Origin of the sequence: Aminivibrio pyruvatiphilus (genome assembly GCF_004366815.1) — a bacterium.
GTDB lineage: Bacteria > Synergistota > Synergistia > Synergistales > Aminobacteriaceae > Aminivibrio > Aminivibrio pyruvatiphilus.
The window spans coordinates 1-17,324 of the sequence record NZ_SORI01000033.1; the positions used below are offsets into that span (position 1 = coordinate 1).

Annotated in this window: 17 protein-coding genes; 13 read left to right on the plus strand and 4 right to left on the minus strand. The window is 56.7% G+C overall.

Annotated elements, in window-relative coordinates:
- The first annotated feature begins 271 nt into the window (after positions 1-271).
- The 4 genes from C8D99_RS14250 to C8D99_RS14265 all read left to right on the plus strand — a co-directional run bounded on the left by C8D99_RS14250 (position 272) and on the right by C8D99_RS14265 (position 4,164).
- A complete protein-coding gene (locus C8D99_RS14250) occupies positions 272-1,612 on the plus strand; it encodes an AAA family ATPase (RefSeq protein WP_208321205.1) in 1,341 nt (446 codons plus the stop codon).
- The gene (locus tag C8D99_RS14255; protein ID WP_208321206.1) at positions 1,612-2,031 is read left to right on the plus strand and encodes a hypothetical protein; all 420 of its coding nucleotides are present in this window, start codon (positions 1,612-1,614) and stop codon (positions 2,029-2,031) included. Before C8D99_RS14250 ends, C8D99_RS14255 begins: the two co-directional genes overlap by 1 nt.
- Positions 2,032-2,211: 180 nt before the next feature.
- Positions 2,212-3,399, plus strand: a complete 1,188-nt coding sequence (locus tag C8D99_RS14260; protein ID WP_166670219.1) for an MFS transporter — start codon at positions 2,212-2,214, stop codon at positions 3,397-3,399.
- Between the two features lie 150 nt (positions 3,400-3,549).
- Entirely contained in the window at positions 3,550-4,164 is a 615-nt protein-coding gene (locus C8D99_RS14265; RefSeq protein WP_133959181.1) for a class I SAM-dependent methyltransferase, read from the plus strand.
- 94 nt (positions 4,165-4,258) lie between these two features.
- Here the strand turns inward: C8D99_RS14265 and C8D99_RS14270 are convergent, their stop codons facing one another.
- Complete coding sequence (locus tag C8D99_RS14270) at positions 4,259-4,681, minus strand: HD domain-containing protein (RefSeq protein ID WP_133959182.1); 423 nt, start codon at positions 4,679-4,681, stop codon at positions 4,259-4,261.
- 82 nt (positions 4,682-4,763) lie between these two features.
- Complete coding sequence (locus tag C8D99_RS14275) at positions 4,764-5,480, minus strand: glycerophosphodiester phosphodiesterase (protein ID WP_133959183.1); 717 nt, start codon at positions 5,478-5,480, stop codon at positions 4,764-4,766.
- A 246-nt stretch (positions 5,481-5,726) separates the two neighbouring features.
- On the opposite strand from C8D99_RS14275, the gene C8D99_RS14280 reads away from it, so the two are divergent.
- The 8 genes from C8D99_RS14280 to C8D99_RS14315 all read left to right on the plus strand — a co-directional run bounded on the left by C8D99_RS14280 (position 5,727) and on the right by C8D99_RS14315 (position 13,892).
- Positions 5,727-6,278 (plus strand): DJ-1 family glyoxalase III, encoded by a 552-nt coding sequence (locus tag C8D99_RS14280; protein ID WP_133959184.1) that lies wholly within the window; start codon positions 5,727-5,729, stop codon positions 6,276-6,278.
- A 304-nt stretch (positions 6,279-6,582) separates the two neighbouring features.
- A complete protein-coding gene (locus tag C8D99_RS14285; RefSeq protein WP_133959185.1) occupies positions 6,583-7,389 on the plus strand; it encodes a sugar phosphate isomerase/epimerase family protein in 807 nt (268 codons plus the stop codon).
- Positions 7,390-7,522: 133 nt separating this feature from the next.
- Positions 7,523-8,512: a TRAP transporter substrate-binding protein gene (locus tag C8D99_RS14290; protein ID WP_133959186.1), complete on the plus strand. Its 990-nt coding sequence runs from the start codon at positions 7,523-7,525 to the stop codon at positions 8,510-8,512.
- A 65-nt stretch (positions 8,513-8,577) separates the two neighbouring features.
- Complete coding sequence (locus C8D99_RS14295) at positions 8,578-9,096, plus strand: TRAP transporter small permease (RefSeq protein ID WP_166670220.1); 519 nt, start codon at positions 8,578-8,580, stop codon at positions 9,094-9,096.
- A 3-nt stretch (positions 9,097-9,099) separates the two neighbouring features.
- Positions 9,100-10,377 (plus strand): TRAP transporter large permease, encoded by a 1,278-nt coding sequence (locus tag C8D99_RS14300; protein WP_133959188.1) that lies wholly within the window; start codon positions 9,100-9,102, stop codon positions 10,375-10,377.
- A 178-nt stretch (positions 10,378-10,555) separates the two neighbouring features.
- Entirely contained in the window at positions 10,556-11,308 is a 753-nt protein-coding gene (locus C8D99_RS14305) for a sulfite exporter TauE/SafE family protein (protein ID WP_133959189.1), read from the plus strand.
- A gap of 124 nt (positions 11,309-11,432) precedes the next feature.
- A complete protein-coding gene (locus C8D99_RS14310; protein ID WP_166670221.1) occupies positions 11,433-12,524 on the plus strand; it encodes a PDZ domain-containing protein in 1,092 nt (363 codons plus the stop codon).
- Positions 12,525-12,581: 57 nt separating this feature from the next.
- On the plus strand, positions 12,582-13,892 hold the full coding sequence (locus tag C8D99_RS14315; protein WP_133959194.1) for a D-serine ammonia-lyase: 1,311 nt from the start codon (positions 12,582-12,584) through the stop codon (positions 13,890-13,892).
- A gap of 33 nt (positions 13,893-13,925) precedes the next feature.
- On the opposite strand, the gene C8D99_RS14320 is transcribed toward C8D99_RS14315, so the two are convergent.
- Positions 13,926-16,823, minus strand: coding sequence for a hypothetical protein (locus C8D99_RS14320; RefSeq protein ID WP_133959191.1), 2,898 nt, complete (start codon positions 16,821-16,823; stop codon positions 13,926-13,928).
- Positions 16,820-17,134 (minus strand): hypothetical protein, encoded by a 315-nt coding sequence (locus C8D99_RS14325; protein WP_133959192.1) that lies wholly within the window; start codon positions 17,132-17,134, stop codon positions 16,820-16,822. The genes C8D99_RS14320 and C8D99_RS14325 overlap by 4 nt, the downstream gene beginning before the upstream one ends.
- A gap of 95 nt (positions 17,135-17,229) precedes the next feature.
- Here C8D99_RS14325 and C8D99_RS14330 point away from each other — a divergent pair.
- The coding region (locus C8D99_RS14330; RefSeq protein ID WP_133957710.1) for a GTP-binding protein at positions 17,230-17,324 on the plus strand (95 nt) is incomplete at its 3' end.

Sequence of the window (17,324 nt, forward strand, 5' to 3'; positions counted from 1 at the left end):
CTGCCGTTGCCCACAACAGCAGATACGACTTCGACGACACCGACGCCCTGCCCAAGGCAGTCAAGGCCATCAGCGCCGTAACCTTCAGGCTCCTCACAAAAGGCACGCCATAATACTGAACGCCGCGGCACAGGGTATACAGAAATTTCGGCAGGCGCCGCTCTCTTCTCCCGAACCGGGGAAAGAACTCTCCCGCTGCGGGAAGCGCCATTGAACGGGAGCGGCCGGATTAAAAAAAGACCATGATCCTGAAAAAGGGAGATGTTGCGCCGTGACCCAATCACCTTTCGGTTTCTTCCGGAAAATCGCTGCCGCACTCTTCGGTTCCGGGACTCCCGAATCTTCGGAACCATCCCCTCCCGAGGTGCAGGAGGAAGAGGTTCGGGAGGCGATGCCGGAACCGTCACCGGAGCCGGATTCTGAAACAGTCCCGGAAACGGCTGTGGAGGAGGACGAGACTCGCTTCGGTGAAGTGCCGCCGGAATACGCAGATGAAACGATCCTGGAATTGAATGATGAACCGGAACAGGAAATGACCGGGGAAACCATCCCCGTGCCTTCTCCGGTGCCGTGGGGAGAAGCGACGGCCGAACCTGCGGATCAGGAAGAGGACATCCCTGCCGAAGCCGTCATCGTCATACCTGCCGCAGAGCCTTCCGGCGAAGAGTCAATAGTCCCTTCTTTCCGGGAAGGAACGAAAACCCGCATTCTTTCCGTTATGAACTACAAGGGCGGCGTCGGCAAAACCACCGTGACGGCAAACCTGGCCGCGGCACTGGCGAAGAGGGGAAAAAGGGTCCTGGCCATCGACCTCGATCCCCAGTCCAGCCTGTCCTTCTCTTTCTTCCACGTGGACGAGTGGAAACAGAAATTCGCCGAGACGAAGACCATCAAGAACTGGTACGACGCCTTCATCGACAAGGATTTTAACTGGAATCTCGAAAGGCTGGTCGTCGACCCGAAACTCCAGATACGGGGGAGCGGGAAACTCCATCTCATCTGTTCCCACCTCGCCCTCATCAATATCGAGATCGAACTCAGCAGCAAACTGAGCGGCTCCACAGAACGGGAGCTGAGGAACAATTTCCTCCGGGTCCATTCCAGGCTCGCCCAGGGGCTCAAGTCCCTCGACGGACGGTACGATGTGGTTCTCATCGACTGCCCCCCCAGCTTCAACATTGTCACCAAGACCGCCGTGGCGGCCAGCGACTACCTCCTGGTGCCCACCATCCCCGATTACCTCTCCACCCTGGGCATTGATTACCTGAACAATAAGGTCGAATCCCTGGTGGAAACCTACAACCGGTACGTCGACATCTGTGAAGACCACGAATTCACCCATATCAGCCCCGTCATGCTGGGAGTGCTCTTCACCATGATCCAGCTGTCCGCCGGAAGCCCCATAAGGGCGCAGCAGCCCTTTATCAGGGATGTCCGCAAGAGGGAATATCCCGTCTTCGAGACCATGCTGAGGGAAAACAGGACCATGTACTCCAACATATCCGCCACGCCGCTGCCCGTCATACTCCGCCGCGGGGCGGGGCAGACCCAGCAGAGCGTTATCAGCGAACTTGAGGACCTGGCGTCCGAAGTACTGGAGAGGATGAAATGATGAAAAATACCACAGACTATCCAAGGCTGCTGAAGATACTGGCGTCGGTGCTGGAAAAACTCACCGACGAGGAAATCCGGGGGCTTGTTTCAGGGGAGCTGAACCTTGTCCCCGAGGCGAAGGTGAAGAAACAGGCGGCGAAAACGGCATCCCCCGCCGTGGACGAAACGGACATCACGGCCGTGGAGAAACGGCTCTCCGCCTGCGGCAGCCGTGAAGAAGGCCGGAAAATCCTTTCCTCCCTGAAGCTGAAGAAAGCCTCGCTGCTGAAGATCGCCGAAGGCCAGGGAATCAGCGTCAGGAAAGGCGACACCGTCGCCGTGATCAGCGATGCGGTTGTGGAGTGCTTTATCGGCTCCAGGCTCAGAGGCGACGCCTTCAAAACCATCGATCTCAGGGGAGAGAAAGAAAAACTCTGATCCTGCTGCACTGAAGGCATCGGAAGGCAGCACTTTTTTCAGGCCTGGATGGCGGCTTCTCTCAGGAGAGGCCGTCATCCTCTACTGTAGAGCCCCGTGCCGCCTGGCATTCCTTTCCCTGCTGATATAATGATCCTGAACTTCATGAAAAGAGAGCGGAGAGAGAGCAAAGGAGAGACCATGTCAGGCGAAAGCGCGTCCTACAGAAAATCGTTCCGCATCTCCATGGCGGTCATCTTTCTTACCCAGGCCTTCCTGGCCGTGTTCATGCTCTACCCCTCCGTGCTCCGCGATCAGGGATTTTCCCTCGGCCTCTCCGGATGGCTGATGAGCATTTTCAACATCTGTTCAACCCTGGGAAGGCCTCTGGGTGCCATGACCACGGAACGGCTCGGCATCCGCACCACCCTTCTGTGGACCTCCGGTCTTGTCGCGGTCTTCACTCTGCCGCTTGCCTTCACGGAAAACCCGCTGCTGCTTCTTTCCTTCCGGGGAATCGGCGGCGTTTTCTGGGGAATCTCCATGGTGGCCATCTCCTCCTACCAGGGGATCAGCATCCCGGCAGACCGGAGGGGGAGCGCCTACGCATGGATCGCCGTGGCCTACGTCTTTCCCCAGGTGACTCTTTTTCCCCTGGCGGACTGGTTTGCCTCTTCTGGTATGCTCACGGCCTACTTCCTGCTGGCCGCGGCAGTGGAGGCTGTCATAGTCGTCGTGGCCCTGCCCCTTCCTCCGGTCCGGAGGGCGGACGGGGAAAATGATGGGCCGAAAGAGTGGGGAAAGTGGAGCGAGCTGCCTTCTCTCCCCGGATTCCGGGCGGTGCTTGCCACCATGTTTCTTTTTGCCTTTGTCAACGCTTCCACGCTCCAGTTCCTTCCTGCCTTTCTCGCCGCGAGAGGATTCCCGGCGAGCGTCTTCATCGTGCCGAACGCCCTCACCGCCGTCGCGCTCCGGCTCGTGGCCTACCGTATTATGGACAGGATCGACCGCAAGGGGACCATCGGGATCGTCATAGCCGTCATGGGCTTCATCCTGGCCTTTCTCCCCTTCGCTCCCGGGCGGGGCTGGTACGTAGTCGGAGGGCTGTTCTACGGCATTGTCATGGGGATGTCCTTCCCCATAGTCCTCGCCCTCATGCCGGACATCTTTCCCGGTCACCTTAGGCCAAAGGGGATCTCCCTCTGCCTCTTCGCCATCGACCTGGGATTTATTCTCTCCCCATTCTTCCTTGGATATGGCGGACAGCTTTTCGGCCTCGGGAACACCCTCTCAGTCACCGGCGTGCTCGGCCTTCTCGGCGGCTCCCTGCTTCACATGGCATGGAAAGCAAAAAAGAAAGAAGCAGCTCCGAGGGCGGATGCTTCGTGATCTGAGAGCGGAGAGCCCTTCAGTGGAGAAAAATTCCCGCAGCCTCGGAGGGGGCCTTTTCAATCATCCCCGAATCGTTCCAGGCCGCAGAAACCGGTGCGTTTCAATTCCTTGTGCGCATGGTTTCAGGCACGGCAGGAGGCATAATTTATGAACGACCGGACCATCTCATGGTACGACGAACATGCCGACGGGCTCACGTCCCGGTACGACCAGGCGGACACGGAATCCCTCCATGCCCTGCTTCGCAAATGGATCCCATCCCGATCATCAGTTCTGGAAATAGGCTGCGGCTCCGGCAGGGACGCCCTCTTCCTCGCATCCCTCGGGTGTGAGGTCACGGCCACGGACGGCAGCGAAGCCATGCTGAGGGCAGCCCGGCAGAACCTTCCGAAGGAAGCGGGAAGAAACGTCTCCTTCCAAGCAGCCCTCTTCCCGCTGGCTGAAGGCCATTCTCTCCTGAGCAGCTCGTTTGATGCCATAACCGCCATAGCAGTGCTGATGCATATCCCCGACTCTGAGCTTTTCTCCTTCGCCTGCCAGGTGAAGTCCCTCCTGAAAGAGCAGGGGGTCTTCTTCTGCTCGTTCTCTTCCGGCGAACGGAAGGAAAGGGACGATCGTCTTTTCGAAAACCGGACACCGGAAGAACTGCTGCAACTCTTCGAACGACAGGGTTTTCGGCTGCTGGCCAGGGAGGAAACGAAGGACGGTCTTGGAAGGGACATTCTCTGGACGACCATGGTGTTTTCCGCTGCTGGAAAATGAGCTGTCTCAATCCTGTGCGGGTAGGAATGCCTTGAACCCCTTGAAAAAACTGATCAGGAGACCGGCAGGAGAAGAGTGGGGAAAGAGGCGGAACTTACAGGGACCGGATGAGATCTATCGCTTCCTGGTACTTTCTCAGCCGTTCGCAGTCCTCCGGGCCGGGGTCGGGGATACGGGAGAGGTCGCAGTTATCCAGAAGGTCGGCCAGTTTGACGGTCCGGGCGGTTTTGTTTGCTGCCGCCCGGAGAATGAAGTCTTCATAGGATTCGCCCGGTCGTTTGGTCAGGGCCTCCACGGCCTCGACCACGCTTTCGGGAAAACCCTCGGCCCTCAGGTCCCCGAGGGTGACGGAAGAGTCTTCCACCACGTCGTGAAGCGCGGCGGCCATTTTCGCTTCTTCAGGTCCGACCCGTTCCATGACCCGCAGGGGATGTCCGATGTAGGGAGCCCCTCCCTTGTCAAACTGGCCTTCGTGAGCTTTTCGGGCGATTTCTATGGCCCGATCAAGTGTTGACATGATCAGAATCTCCTTTTTTGCGGCTATGATCCCCCGGTGATAGAAAAGGTGAACCGGCATCTTCCGGAAGTGGATGAGGTCTTTACTTCACCCCCAGGCACCTGTCGGGGTAATTGGTGATGAGAATGTCCGCTCCATATTGCAGCATCTCTCCGGCGCGTTCGGCTGTGTTCACCGTCCAGCAGGCAGTTTTCAGGCCGCGTTCGTGAGCGTCTCTCACGAGGGCGGCGGACACCAGGTCGTGCCGGGGGTGGATGCTGTAGAAGCCCAGATTCAGATTTTCCACGTAATCGAAGGGGCGGGGGGGCAGAAACTCGCAGAGCAGACCGAGGCGGATGTCCGGGGAGATCTCCCTGGCGCGCCTCAGCGAAAGGTGATTGAAGGAGGAGATAATGGTGTTTCCGAACCTTCCGTGCTCTTTCAGAACGGACAATGTTTTTTCCTCCAGTCCCGGGCAGTCCGATGCCCGGCTTTTCAGTTCCACGTTCAGGAGCATTGCTTCCGGGACCACTTCCAGAACTTCCGCGAGGGCAGGAATTTTCTGCCCCCGGAATTCAGGGGAGAACCATTTTCCCGCATCAAGGGTCCGGATCTCCCGAAATGTCAGGTCGCGGATTTCACCCGAACCTCCCGTGGTCCGCGCAACGGACCAGTCATGGTGGACGACGGGTTCTCCGTCCCGGCTGAGCTGGACGTCGAACTCGAAACCGTGGCATCCCTGCCGTATTCCCAGTTCGAATGCCGCAATCGTATTTTCCGGCGCGTACCCCGAGGCTCCCCTGTGTCCCAGAATAAGCAATGGCCTTCACTTCTTTCATTAATGCAGGAATGACTGCCTTTCCTATGTATCATAAAGTCTTGAAAGGGAAAAGGGGGATCTGCAGAACCATAGCCGGGAACTCAAGATGGCTTCGTAACAGGGCCCGCATAGATTCGGGCGGGGCTTTTTCGGCAATGCGGTCCCTCTTTGGGCCCGGATATGCTATTTTATTCGAGGAGCATATTACGAGAGGACCGGGGATTCCCCGGGAAAGGAGGAGCGAAGATGACCATACATGTTCTTGTTCCCCTGGCGGAGGGTTTTGAGGAGATCGAAGCGGTGACGCCCATTGACGTGCTGCGGCGGGCCGGTGTGGATGTGACCGTGGCGTCCGTCGGCGGGCCGGTGGTGAAGGGCGCCCGGGGTATTCTCCTGGAAGCCGACAAGACTCTTGACGAGTGTGCGGACAAAGATTATGACATGATCGTCCTGCCTGGCGGCATGCCAGGTGCGGTGAATCTTGCCGGTTCTGCCGTGCTTGCCGGCATGCTGAGGAGGCACCGCGAAAAGGATCTTCCCCTGGCGGCCATATGTGCCGCCCCGGCGGTGGTGCTGAACCCCCTGGGGCTTCTAGGGGAGAATCGTGTGGCCTGCCATCCGTCGGTCCGGGAAAAACTGGGTGATACGAACCGGACGGAGGAGCGCATCTGCGTCGGGAAAAAACTTGTGACTGCCGCCGGGCCCGGCGTGGCCATGGAGTTCGCCCTTGCGCTGGTGGAGCTTCTGCAAGGCAGGGAAAAGGCTGAAGAACTTGCGAAGGCTATGGTGGTAATTTAACAAAAAGCGGTATATGCATAGCCGGTAAAAAGGTTGAAAGACGGTTGTGAACGGCCTGTCCGCAAAGCTTTTGCTGCGGAGAAGACTGGAACCAGCCGTTTTTTGATTTGCTTTCGATATTTTATAAGATATTATGTTGACAAGATTAACCTCTTGCCCTATTGTCAATCAAAGGTCAAATTAAGGAGAAAATTTGTACTCGCCTTTCCCGAGTGGTACCGGAGATTGAGTCCTTTGCGGTTTGCCCCTGTAGTATGTTCTACGATGCAATCCACATCTTTTTTCTGCAGCGGGGAGGATTTTCATGAAAATCGCTTTTTCCACAGGTTTTTTGCGCCCCGATTCCTTGGAAACAGTGGTGAAGATCTCCAACAGGTCAGGAATTCGCGTGTTGGAGCTGTGGGAGCATGACGGTCTGTTCCAGGATGTTTCGGATCCGGATGAGGTCCGCTCCCGGTTCGACGAGGAAGGCATTGCGGTCAATTCAGTCCATGCACCTTTTCCGGACGGCGCTCTTCTTCCTCCGGCCGAAAGACAGGCCTTTCTTCTCCGCTTTGAAAGGGTCTGCCGGAAGGGGAAGGTCTACGGAGCCTCTTACGTAGTTTTCCATCCTGTGCTCATTGAAGGTGATACCTACCAGGGACCGGAGGAGCTTCAATCACTTGAGCAGTCTGTCCTTTTCTGGAAAGAAATAGCCCGAATCGCAGGAGTTTATGGTCTGCGGACGGCATTTGAAAATCTGCCCCGGTGCCGTGCATGGCCCGAAGGTCTCACCCCGATGATGACCGCCGGTCTCCTCAAATCTGCCGGCGCAGAAAACGCCGGTATCTGCCTCGATATTTCCCACGCCTTTGCTTTGAACATTTCAGAACATGTTTGTGATGAGCTTCCCGGTATGAGCCTTTTCGGCGTTCATGTGTCGGACGGTATCCTTGGCAATTGCAGTGACCGTCATCTTCCTCCGGGGGAGGGTGATTTCGGCTGGGAAAGATTCCTTGAACTGATGGGCAGGCACCATGCAACAGTCCCCCTTGTCATCGAAGTCAGAAGTCCCTATCTCGACGAAGCCATGCTGGAAAAAGTCTCCGTTTTTTTATCGGGGAAGAATTGATCTTCCCCGGTGCTTCCCATTGCCGCGTACTTGTTTCAGAACGGGTGCAATCCTCTTGGAGTCGTGGAGGGGGATTTCCATAAGGACAGGGTATTAATGTCTCTGTTCCTAACTTATTTAGGGAGGGTTTCTTATGAGAAAACTGGTAATAGGTACGCTGATTTCCGCAGTTATTCTGTGCGGCACGATAGTTCCTGTTTTCGCGTCGGCAGAGCATGTCCTGGTGTTCGGTCATGTTCAACCGACGGACCACCCGTACCACCTGATGGCCGAGAAGTTCAAAGAAGAGCTGGAGTCCCTTAGCGGAGGACGGGTGGCGGTTGAAATACACCCTGGTGGTTCTCTAGGTAACGAGAGGGACCTTGTGGAAGGTTTGAAGCTTGGGACCGTCGATGTGTCGACGATAACCTCTGCCCTGACGGCGACTTTTGTTCCAGAGTTCGGTGTTTTCAGCCTCCCGTTCCTTTTCGAGAGTTTTGAACAAATGTACAAGGTTATGGACAGTCCCATTGGAGAAGAGTTCGCCGCGAACCTTGAGCGTGAAGGACTTATCAAGCTTGGCTTCAACAGCGGTGGCGCGCGGAGCATGTATGCCTCAAAACCTGTAAACACTCTTGACGATCTTCAGAAGATGAAGATCCGGACTATGGAAGACCACATCTACGTGGAGACGTGGAACAATCTTGGTGCCCTTGCCACTCCGCTGCCCTGGGGAGATGTCTACACCGCGCTTGATACTGGTATGGTGGATGGGGCCGAAGGGGCGATGATCAGCTACAAGTCCATGGGGTTCTATGATCCGGCCCCCTATGTTACCGTAATAAACTATATTTTTAGCTGGCATAACTTCATGATGTCTAAAGCTGCACTGGACAAGCTTCCCGCAGACCTCCAGGAAATGGTTCTCACTGCGGGCAAAAGAGCCCAGGATTTCCAGAGGGCACTCGTGGTGGAGGAGGAAAAAAGCCTGCTTGAGGTTCTTGAAAAAGAACACGGCTGCAAAATAATTTATCCGAAAGACCTGGAGACTTGGCGGAAGAAGGCCATGCCCGTGTATGAAAAGAGGGCTGCGGAGGTTGGTGGAATGGAGCTTATCGAGAAAATCCAGAAGGCCGGGCAATAACAGAGAACCGGAGGGGGGCTCATTTCTCCCCCCTCTCTTTATTTTCTTATGGAGGAAGGCTCATCGTGTATAAAACCTATCTTCTCCTGGTGTGCAGCACCGGACTGACGGCAGCGCTTATTCTGCTGGCAATAGTTGTTCTGATTTTTTTGCAGGTTCTTTTCCGTTATATTATCCATCAGCCCCTTTCATGGACGGTGGAGCTTTCACGCTTTCTCTTCGCCTGGGTATCCATGCTCGGAGCGGCGGCGGCGGCTCCGGAGATTTTCAACCAGGGGATGGATCTTCTCGTTAGAAAGTTTTCAGAAAAAGCACAGGTCGTGTCGGATGTGGCCGCCCGAATTTTCACAGCCCTGACAAGCTGCGCCCTGATAGTGTATGCCGTAGACCTGGTTGGAAGAGTGCATTCCCAGCTTTCTTCGGTTCTCAGGATAAGGATGAGTTTGGTGTACGCCGCGATCCCTGCGGGGCTTGTGCTGTTCCTGGTCATCTTTTCCCTTGATTCGCTGATCCTTTACAAAAAGCTTGAGCGCAGCGCCGGAGAATCGTTCATAGCAAAATTAAAACGAGTGGCGGGGGAGTAGACAATGGGAACTGTCGTTTTATTCGGTTTGTTTGCCCTGTTTTTGGTGATAAAAATACCTATTCCTTTTTCTCTTGCGTTAAGCGGCATTTTTACGCTGTTATTCGTGACAGGAAGGCCTGTCGTTGTGGTTGTACAGCGGATGGCTACCAGCATGGAATCTTTTTCTCTCCTGGCGATTCCCCTTTTTATTCTTGCGGGTGAGATCATCAACAAGAGCGGAGCGGGCGAGCGGCTCGTCAAGTTTGCAAACCGGCTTGTCGGTCATATAACCGGGGGGCTTGCCCACAGCAATATTCTTGCCAGTATGTTTTTCGGGGGAATTTCCGGTTCTGCTTCGGCAGATACTGCCGCCATCGGATCGATCCTCATTCCGGCCATGGCGAAATCGGGATATTCAAAGGAATTCGCTACTGCCGTTACCATAACATCTTCTCCGATCGGCAACCTCATCCCTCCGAGCATTACGCTGGTGATATTCGGCTGGCTTGCCGGGGTACAGATATCGCGGCTTTTTATCGCCGGCATAGTACCGGGGATCCTCGTGGGATGCATGCTGATGGCTCTTTCCTTTTTTATTTCCAAAAAGCACAACTTCGGAACACACCAGGAGTTTGACCTGAAGGAGCTCTGGCTCTCGTTCGTAGATTCGCTGCCCGCGCTGGTCCTTCCCATCATTATTCTCGGCGGCATGTTTACGGGAATTTTCACCGCAACTGAGGCTGCGGCTGTTGCCGTGGTGTATAGCTTTCTCATCAGTATTTTCATTTACAGAAAACCGGCACTTTCGGAACTTCCGGCCGTTTTTGTCAAATCGTGCAAGTTGTCGGGGGGAGTGGTTTTGCTTATTGCAATGACCGGCGGCTTCGGATGGATTATGAGTATTGAAAAGATTCCCCAGTATCTCAGTGCGGCGTTCCTTTCCGTAACTCCGAACGGTCTTGTCTTCCTGTTTTCCGTGATTGCGATTTCGCTCATCGTGGGGTGTTTCCTGACGCCAACCTCCGCACTCGTTCTGCTGGTTCCGATACTTTTCCCGGTCGCGCAGACCTTCAGGGTGGATCCTCTGCACTTTGGAATGGTGCTGGTTTCCGCCCTGGTTATCGGCCACGTTACTCCCCCCGTGGGGCTCTGCCTGTATATCGGGTCGAGCATCAGCGGAATTCCGGTGTCAAAGCTTATCAAACCCATCATGCCGTTTTTCGGAGTGCTGGTGCTTCTGAGTGTTTTGATCGCTCTTTTCCCTGAAATCGTGCTCCTGTTGCCTCGGCTGCTTCTTTGATCCGGAGAAAGAATCTGCTTTTCCCAAGGTGCCACCTGGAGGGAATACTTTTGAAGCTGGCCTTAAGGGCAGCACCTCCCCTATGCAGGGATAGGAACCCGGCTCCGGCTGACCGGCATGGATACCTTGCTGGAAATGAGCCGCTTCGGCCCGGAATTTTTAGGAGCGTGATTTCTTCGTGGTTTTTTCACCGGTTGTATTGACGGGTATCTTTTTCGTGGGCGTCGTTTCGGGTTTCTTCAATACCATCGGCGGGGGAGGCTCTCTTCTGGTCCTCCCTTTCCTTTCTTTCCTGGGTATGGACGTGGCTGTCGCAAACGGTACGAACAGGCTCGCCATAGTGCTGCAGAGCATTGCCGGAGCTGAAGCGTACCGGAAGAAGGGAGTTCTTTGCTTCCGGACAGCCCTTCCCCTGGCCGGAATAACAACCCTTGGCTCGATCCTGGGAACGTTTCTGGCCATCACTATCGACAGACAGTACCTCAACCTTTCCGTGGCGGTCTTCATCTCCCTCATGGCGGTTCTCCTGGTGTTCAAGCCTGAGATGTGGGAAAAGCAGCATGAGGCCCGTCTTTCGAAGACGGGGATCTTCTTTGTGTTCTTCTTCATAGGAATATACGGAGGGTTCATCCAGGCCGGAGTGGGATTTTTCCTCACCTGGGGGCTCGCTCTTGCCGTTGGGGTGGACCTGCTTAGGGGAAATGCGATAAAAATGGTTATCGTGGGCCTTTACAATGTAATCAGCCTTGCCATTTTTTACAGGAACGGCATGGTGGATATTCCGGTGGGCCTCATTATGGCCGGAGGAAGCATGGTCGGCGCGGTCATCGGGGCCAGGTTCGCCGTGGCGAAGGGAAACACGTGGATCCGGTGGATCCTCGCCGCAGTGGTCATCATCAGCGCTGTGAAGATGGTGTTTGACGCCGTGTAGCGAGGCTGCCCGGAGGAAACCTGCCATGATATGTTCCACGGGCCGCCGGACTCCCGCGATTGTTGCCGGGGCATCGGAGTGGGATAATGACATCAGGTACCAGCCGAAAAAGGAGGGTCTGCCCGTGAAAAGAAGCCTGATTTCTGCTGCCGTTCTGTGTTTTCTCGCCCTTTTTCCCCTTCGCGCCTATGCCCAGTCTCCCCTTGTGGGGCACTATTTCATCCCTGAATATTACTCCACTGTCGAAGAGGCAGTCGGGCGTCTCAAGAACATACAGCCCATGCTCATGGGAGCCCAGGACGGAACGCTCCGGTCAGTGGAGGCTGACAGGTTCGGAATCCGCTTTTTCTGGACCGTCGGGCAGACGACGGTTATCCCCTTCGACAAACTCTCCCGGATGAGGATTTTCCACAACACGGCCTTCCAGGGCCCCTGTCCGTGGTTCGTTGCGGCGAAGGTATCGGAGGAAGGAGAGCCTCCCTATGTGAGGACGGCCACGAAAGAAGCGGCCCGGGAACTCTATTCCATCATCGCCTCCCTTTCCGCCGCTGCGGGGAACCCTCTCGACCTGAGGGGAAACCTGGGCGGTTCCTCCGATACGCCGACGAAAGAAGCCCTCAAGAACGCCGGGCTCAAGAAGCAGGCGGGCGTGGCGGTCAACCTTGTGGAAATCGGCGGACCGTCGGAAAAGGCCGGACTGAAGGTCGGGGATGTCATTCTCTCCATCAACGGCAATGCCATCGAATCCTACGAGCATTTCGAGAAGAAAGTCTGGCCCTCTCTCGATCTTTCGGCTGAATGGTTCGACCTCGAGATCATGAGAAAAGGAAAAAAAGAGACGGTGAAAATCAGGACCCTGCCGGCTGACCAGCTCCCCGTGCCCCCGAAAAGCCTCTCTTTCGGCAAAGTGCCCGGTGCCGGCAGTGACGGGAAAGAACCTCCGAAACTGGGACTCGTGCTTCGGAACCTCACCATGAGCGAAAAATCGGCCCTCAAGGGGCGGACCGGCGCAGCCGTTCTCGAGATCAAGCCGGGAGGGCTCGCCGAGGCTATGAAGATGCAGCCCGGGGATATCATCCTCTTCTGCAACGGAAAGGTGGTACCATCGGCCGAAGGGCTCTCCGGACTCCTGGTGGAGGGGGAGAATAACTTCCTTCTCCTCCGGAACGGGAAGGAGCTCACCGTCGGGGTCAACACGGTAACGGCATCCTATTGAGTTATGTAAGCCGACTGCCCCAGGATTCCGGATGTTCCCGGCGGCAGTATGGCATCCATGAAGGGAGACGGTTTGTTCGTGCGTGATCTGGTGCAAAAGTTCCCTCTGATTGAGGACATGAAGAAGGGAAAAGAGGTTTTCTGGCTGAACCCGGGGCTGGACAACGTCCTTCCCCGTGAGGTGTCGAAAGCTGATATAGAAGACGCTTCGGAGAGGCTTGCCCGATTTGCCCCCTACATCGTGCGGGCCTTTCCGGAAACGTCTCCCGGCGGCGGGAGTATCGAGTCACCCCTGAAGAATATTCCCGAGATGAAGGCCTTTCTGAACGGGGAAGCAGGAGGCGGCCTTTCAGGAAGACTGCTTCTCAAGTGCGACAGCGAGCTTCCCATTTCCGGTTCCATCAAGGCCCGGGGAGGGATCTACGAGGTCCTCTGCTTTGCCGAGAAAGTGGCCCTTGAAAGCGGACTCCTGAACAGGAGCGACGATTATGCCGTCCTGGCTGAAGACCGTTTCCGGGAGCTTTTTTCCCGGTATGCCGTCTCTGTGGGTTCCACGGGGAACCTGGGGCTGAGCATAGGGATCATGGGCGCCCGGCTCGGCTTCCGGTTGACGGTGCACATGTCCGCCGACGCCAGACAGTGGAAAAAGGATCTTCTCCGGCAGAAGGGCGCCAAGGTTGCGGAGTATCGGGGAGATTTCCAGATGGCCGTCGCCGAAGGCCGGCGGCAGGCGGAAGGGGATCCCCTTTGTCACTTCGTGGACGACGAGAACTCCCGGGATCTGTTCCTTGGGTATGCGGCCGCGGCGGAGAGGCTGAAGCGCCAGCTTGACGGAATGGGGATCACCGTGGACAGCGGCCATCCCCTGTTCGTGTACCTGCCCTGCGGTGTGGGCGGCGGCCCCGGCGGGGTGACCTTCGGCCTGAAGCATGTTTTCGGGGAGAACGTGCACTGTTTCTTCGCGGAGCCGGTCCAGTCCCCCTGCATGCTGCTTGGGATAATGACGGGGCTTCATGACGGAATCTGCGTCCAGGACGTCGGCCTTTCGGGCAGGACAAGCGCCGACGGCCTGGCGGTGGGAAGGCCCTCGAAGCTTGTGGGGAGACTTGTGGGCAATCTCCTCGACGGCCTCTTCACCGTATCCGACAGCCGCATGGAGGCTCTAGTGCGAGACCTGTACACAAGGGAAGGAATCTTCGTGGAACCCTCGGCCGCAGCCGGATTCCCTGGTTTCGCTGCCGTGCAGAGGAACGGCGGATACGCTGAAAGGCTGACGCCCTCCGCCATGGACCATTCGGTCCATATTGTCTGGGCGACAGGGGGCAGCATGGTACCGGAAGGAGAAAGGAAAAAATACCTGGCCGGCTGAATACTGGAGGAAAAGGAGCCCTTTCGGGCTCCTTTATTTTTTGAAAATGGATTCGAGGAGTTTTTCCTTGAGTATTTCCTCGGGCGTTTTCGGTTTCGGCGTCTGGGGAGGCGGTGAGGGCGGTTGGGCAGGCGCCTGGGCGGGAGCCTGCTGTTTGGGCGGCGGGGGCGCGGTTTTAAGGTTGGCGATGGACGGGTTCCCCACTGTTCCCCTGACGGAGAAGGTAGTGTCGCGGAAATCCTCTTCCGCCATTCCCTTGCTGAAGCCTCCAAGGATCCCCTTGAGGGCGTCCTCGAGGGAGCCTCCCGAGAGGACGCCCGCCGCTCCGCCCCTGAGGGCGTTGAAGAGTTTCATGTTGACGTTCCCCGCGCAGCTGAGGTTCAGCGCTCCCCGTGGCCCAACGGTGCCTTCGGCGGTGAGAAAGCGGTACATGGGGTCGTCTTTTGGGGCGTCGGCCCGGGTGCCCTTTTCCAGGACGAGCCGCCCCGTTTCAAGACGGAAGGGAATGACCGCGCCGGTATAGCGGATTCCCTGGGTACCGTAGAGGCGGGCCGCGATGTCGACGTTTCTGAATCCCGAAACGCCCCCCGCGCTCACCGATGCCCTACCTTTGCCCGTGACGTTGAATGCGGGACTGAGAGCGCCTGATGCCTGGAGCGATCCCCTGGCCTGACCGGTCACCTTGCCCCCGAGGTCCCCGGCGAAGGCATGGACGGCGCTGTTGACGTCCACGCCGCTGAAGGATGCGTTGACCGTGTATTTCATCGTTTTTATGTTCATCGTTCCGCTTCCGGTGAGTTTCCCGCCGTAAAAGGCCAGGGAAGCGTCCTTCCCCCGGAGGACGTCCCCTTCAAGAGAGAGGGGAATGCTGAGATGTGTCGCCCTGAGGCCGCCGGTTGAGATGGCGGCGGATGTGGCGGTGCCTGCGAAGCTGGTTTTCCCGCCGGAAACGCGCCCTTTAAAGGTTCCGTTCACTTTTCCGCTGACGGAGAGTCCCCCGGCGGCGGAAACGTCCCCGATAAGGGACCGGAGATCGATGTTTTTCACGGAGATGTCCAGGGCTGCGTCAGGAGTTTTACCCGGCTTGACGGTCCCTGATCCTGAGAGAGTCCCTCCTTTGAAACCAGCGGTGAAACGGTCTATCCTGAAGGCCTTTGCGGTGCCGGACAGCTGAATTTCTGCCTGGGTGACCGTAATTCCATGGAGGGATGCGCTGGGGGAGGTCGCTTTCACCGTAAAGGCGGGGGCAGAAGCTGCGCCTTTCAGGGATACCGTTCCCCCGGCTTTCCCCCCGAGGGGAAAAGGCAGTCCCAGGGCTCCGGACAGGGCGGCGAGATCAGCGCCGGACGCCGTGATGTTCAGGTCGAGAGCGGTGCCTTTGGTGCTCCTCGAAATTTTACCAGCGGCGGTAAGCGATGCGCCTCTCCATTGGGCGGCGGCAGATGAAACGACGGTCTGTCCTCCCCTGTAGGAAAAGGAAGCCGACGGTGAGGTGAAGGCTTCATTTCCGGCGGTAATACCGGAGCTCCACACCCTGCCGGAAATTTCCGGCGCCGCAGGGGCGCCCTTTATTGCGAGATCGGCGTTCACGGAGCCGGAAAGGCCTGCGGCCGGCAGGTCTTTAAGGAGGGAGCCCGCCTTCTGAAGGCTTATGGACCTGATGGCCGCGGTAATGTTCAGCCTGGGGGAGGCGGCATAGTTTTCCACGATGCCGCTGAAATCGGCAGTTGCCCCTTGGAGGCCTGTTTTTCCCTTGAGTTTCAGAGACGCCGGGGTGAAGTCGGCCTGCAGTTCGGTGTTGGACGCAGAAAGGCCAAAGAGAGTGAGAGACCGTGCCCCGATGTTCACCATGCCTGAAAGGGAATCCGCCGTTCCGGAAACCCGGCCGGAAAAGGTGTCGATCATTCCTTTCACAACTGAAGCCGGCAGAAGGGATTTCGCATTCTCGGTTCTGAAGGTTTTACCCGAAAAAGAAGCCTCCAGGGAGGGAGCTTTTCCCGGAGGGAAAATAAGGGAAAGGGTCCCCCTGACCGGGGACGAAAGAACCGTTCCTTCCACGGGGGAGGCGGAGAAGCTGTTTTCAGAGAAACTCCACCGCCCTTTCGCCCTGTCCACGGGAATTCCCCTGATGGAGCCGTCTTCGAGGGATACGTCTCCTGCGAGAACGGGGCTGTTCCATTTTCCCTCGCCCGTGAAGCTCATGGTGAGTTTCCCGGTGAATGTCCCCCTTGGGGAAGGCGGCCAGAGGAGGGAGATCTCCGAAAGGTCCAGGCCGCTTGCAAGCCCTGCAACCGAAAGGAAAGGTGTGATGGTGCCAAGAGCCGCTATTTCGCCGCTGCCCGCCCGGAGAAAAAGGGAACGGAGAGCGATTTCGCCTTCAGTGAGGTCTATTGCTGCCGTACCGCTGAAGGGGACGGAGTTCACCGTTAAGCCCATGTCAGCGGAAACGGTGTTTTCCGCAAAGGAAAGGCCGATGAGCGAAATGTCCGCCCTGCTTTTCCCGAACGTGATTCTGCTGCCGGAGATTTCCGCCCGCTGAAGGGTGACCGACCTGCCGCCGGAGACTGGGGCCAGGGAGGAAAGGCGTTCAGCCAGAATGTCACCGTCGATGTCGGCGCTCACTATGGAAAATGCATTGACAGCTGGTTTCAGGGAAAGAAGAGACTTCGGACTGATCTTCAGCCGAAGCGAAGCGGCGGAAAGAATGGCTCCCTGTTCCGTAGAAAGGGTGATTCTCCCGGTGGAAAAACCCTGAATGGGGTTGCCCGTAATCCCGTCCACCGAAAGCTCCGCACCAAGGAATTCCATGGCCGCATTACGGGCTTCCCGGAGAAGAATGTCGCCTGCGAAATCAGCTCCGGCGACGGTAAGAAAACACCATGCTGTAAGAAGCAGCGAAAGAGCAGCCGCATTTCTGCCGGTGTGCTTCATGGTTCTCTGCCTCCTTTCCGTTTCGGGGGCCGAGGTACTTTTCCTTCCCCGTCCCTCCGGGAAATGAAACTGCCTGGAGCCTCAGGAGTGTTGAGAAATATCTGACAAATCATTATATCATCTCCGGGTGGATGAGGGAGCATCAGAAATGGCGGCGTCTTGTCTGATGATTCAATAATTTTAAAGAAAAAACTCGACAGATCGTGAATAGGCTGATAGAATTCTTTTCCTTGGCGGCGGATGGGAAAACTCTTCCCGCTTTCTGTTCCCTGCCCTTGTTTTTTCGGTAAATATGCTACAATAAGCACCATGGTCGGGAGCGTCCTCCCGCTGATGGCGGATGCTTTCAAAAAGCCTATAATGCCCTGGCAAAGGGCGGACTACATTTACAGGGAGGTTGCTACATATGGCGAAGGAGAAATTTGAGAGGTCCAAGCCGCATTTGAACATCGGAACCATCGGTCACATCGACCACGGAAAGACGACGCTGACGGCGGCGAT

Excerpts from the sequence above, each read along its gene's own strand:
- C8D99_RS14255 (WP_208321206.1), top strand. The coding sequence starts at position 1,612 with ATGAAAAATACCACAGACTATCCAAGGCTGCTGAAGATACTGGCGTCG.
- C8D99_RS14260 (WP_166670219.1), top strand. The coding sequence starts at position 2,212 with ATGTCAGGCGAAAGCGCGTCCTACAGAAAATCGTTCCGCATCTCCATG.
- C8D99_RS14265 (WP_133959181.1), top strand. The coding sequence starts at position 3,550 with ATGAACGACCGGACCATCTCATGGTACGACGAACATGCCGACGGGCTC.
- C8D99_RS14270 (WP_133959182.1), bottom strand. The coding sequence starts at position 4,681 with ATGTCAACACTTGATCGGGCCATAGAAATCGCCCGAAAAGCTCACGAA.
- C8D99_RS14280 (WP_133959184.1), top strand. The coding sequence starts at position 5,727 with ATGACCATACATGTTCTTGTTCCCCTGGCGGAGGGTTTTGAGGAGATC.
- C8D99_RS14285 (WP_133959185.1), top strand. The coding sequence starts at position 6,583 with ATGAAAATCGCTTTTTCCACAGGTTTTTTGCGCCCCGATTCCTTGGAA.
- C8D99_RS14290 (WP_133959186.1), top strand. The coding sequence starts at position 7,523 with ATGAGAAAACTGGTAATAGGTACGCTGATTTCCGCAGTTATTCTGTGC.
- C8D99_RS14300 (WP_133959188.1), top strand. The coding sequence starts at position 9,100 with ATGGGAACTGTCGTTTTATTCGGTTTGTTTGCCCTGTTTTTGGTGATA.
- C8D99_RS14315 (WP_133959194.1), top strand. The coding sequence starts at position 12,582 with ATGAAGGGAGACGGTTTGTTCGTGCGTGATCTGGTGCAAAAGTTCCCT.
- C8D99_RS14320 (WP_133959191.1), bottom strand. The coding sequence starts at position 16,823 with ATGAAGCACACCGGCAGAAATGCGGCTGCTCTTTCGCTGCTTCTTACA.
- C8D99_RS14325 (WP_133959192.1), bottom strand. The coding sequence starts at position 17,134 with ATGGTGCTTATTGTAGCATATTTACCGAAAAAACAAGGGCAGGGAACA.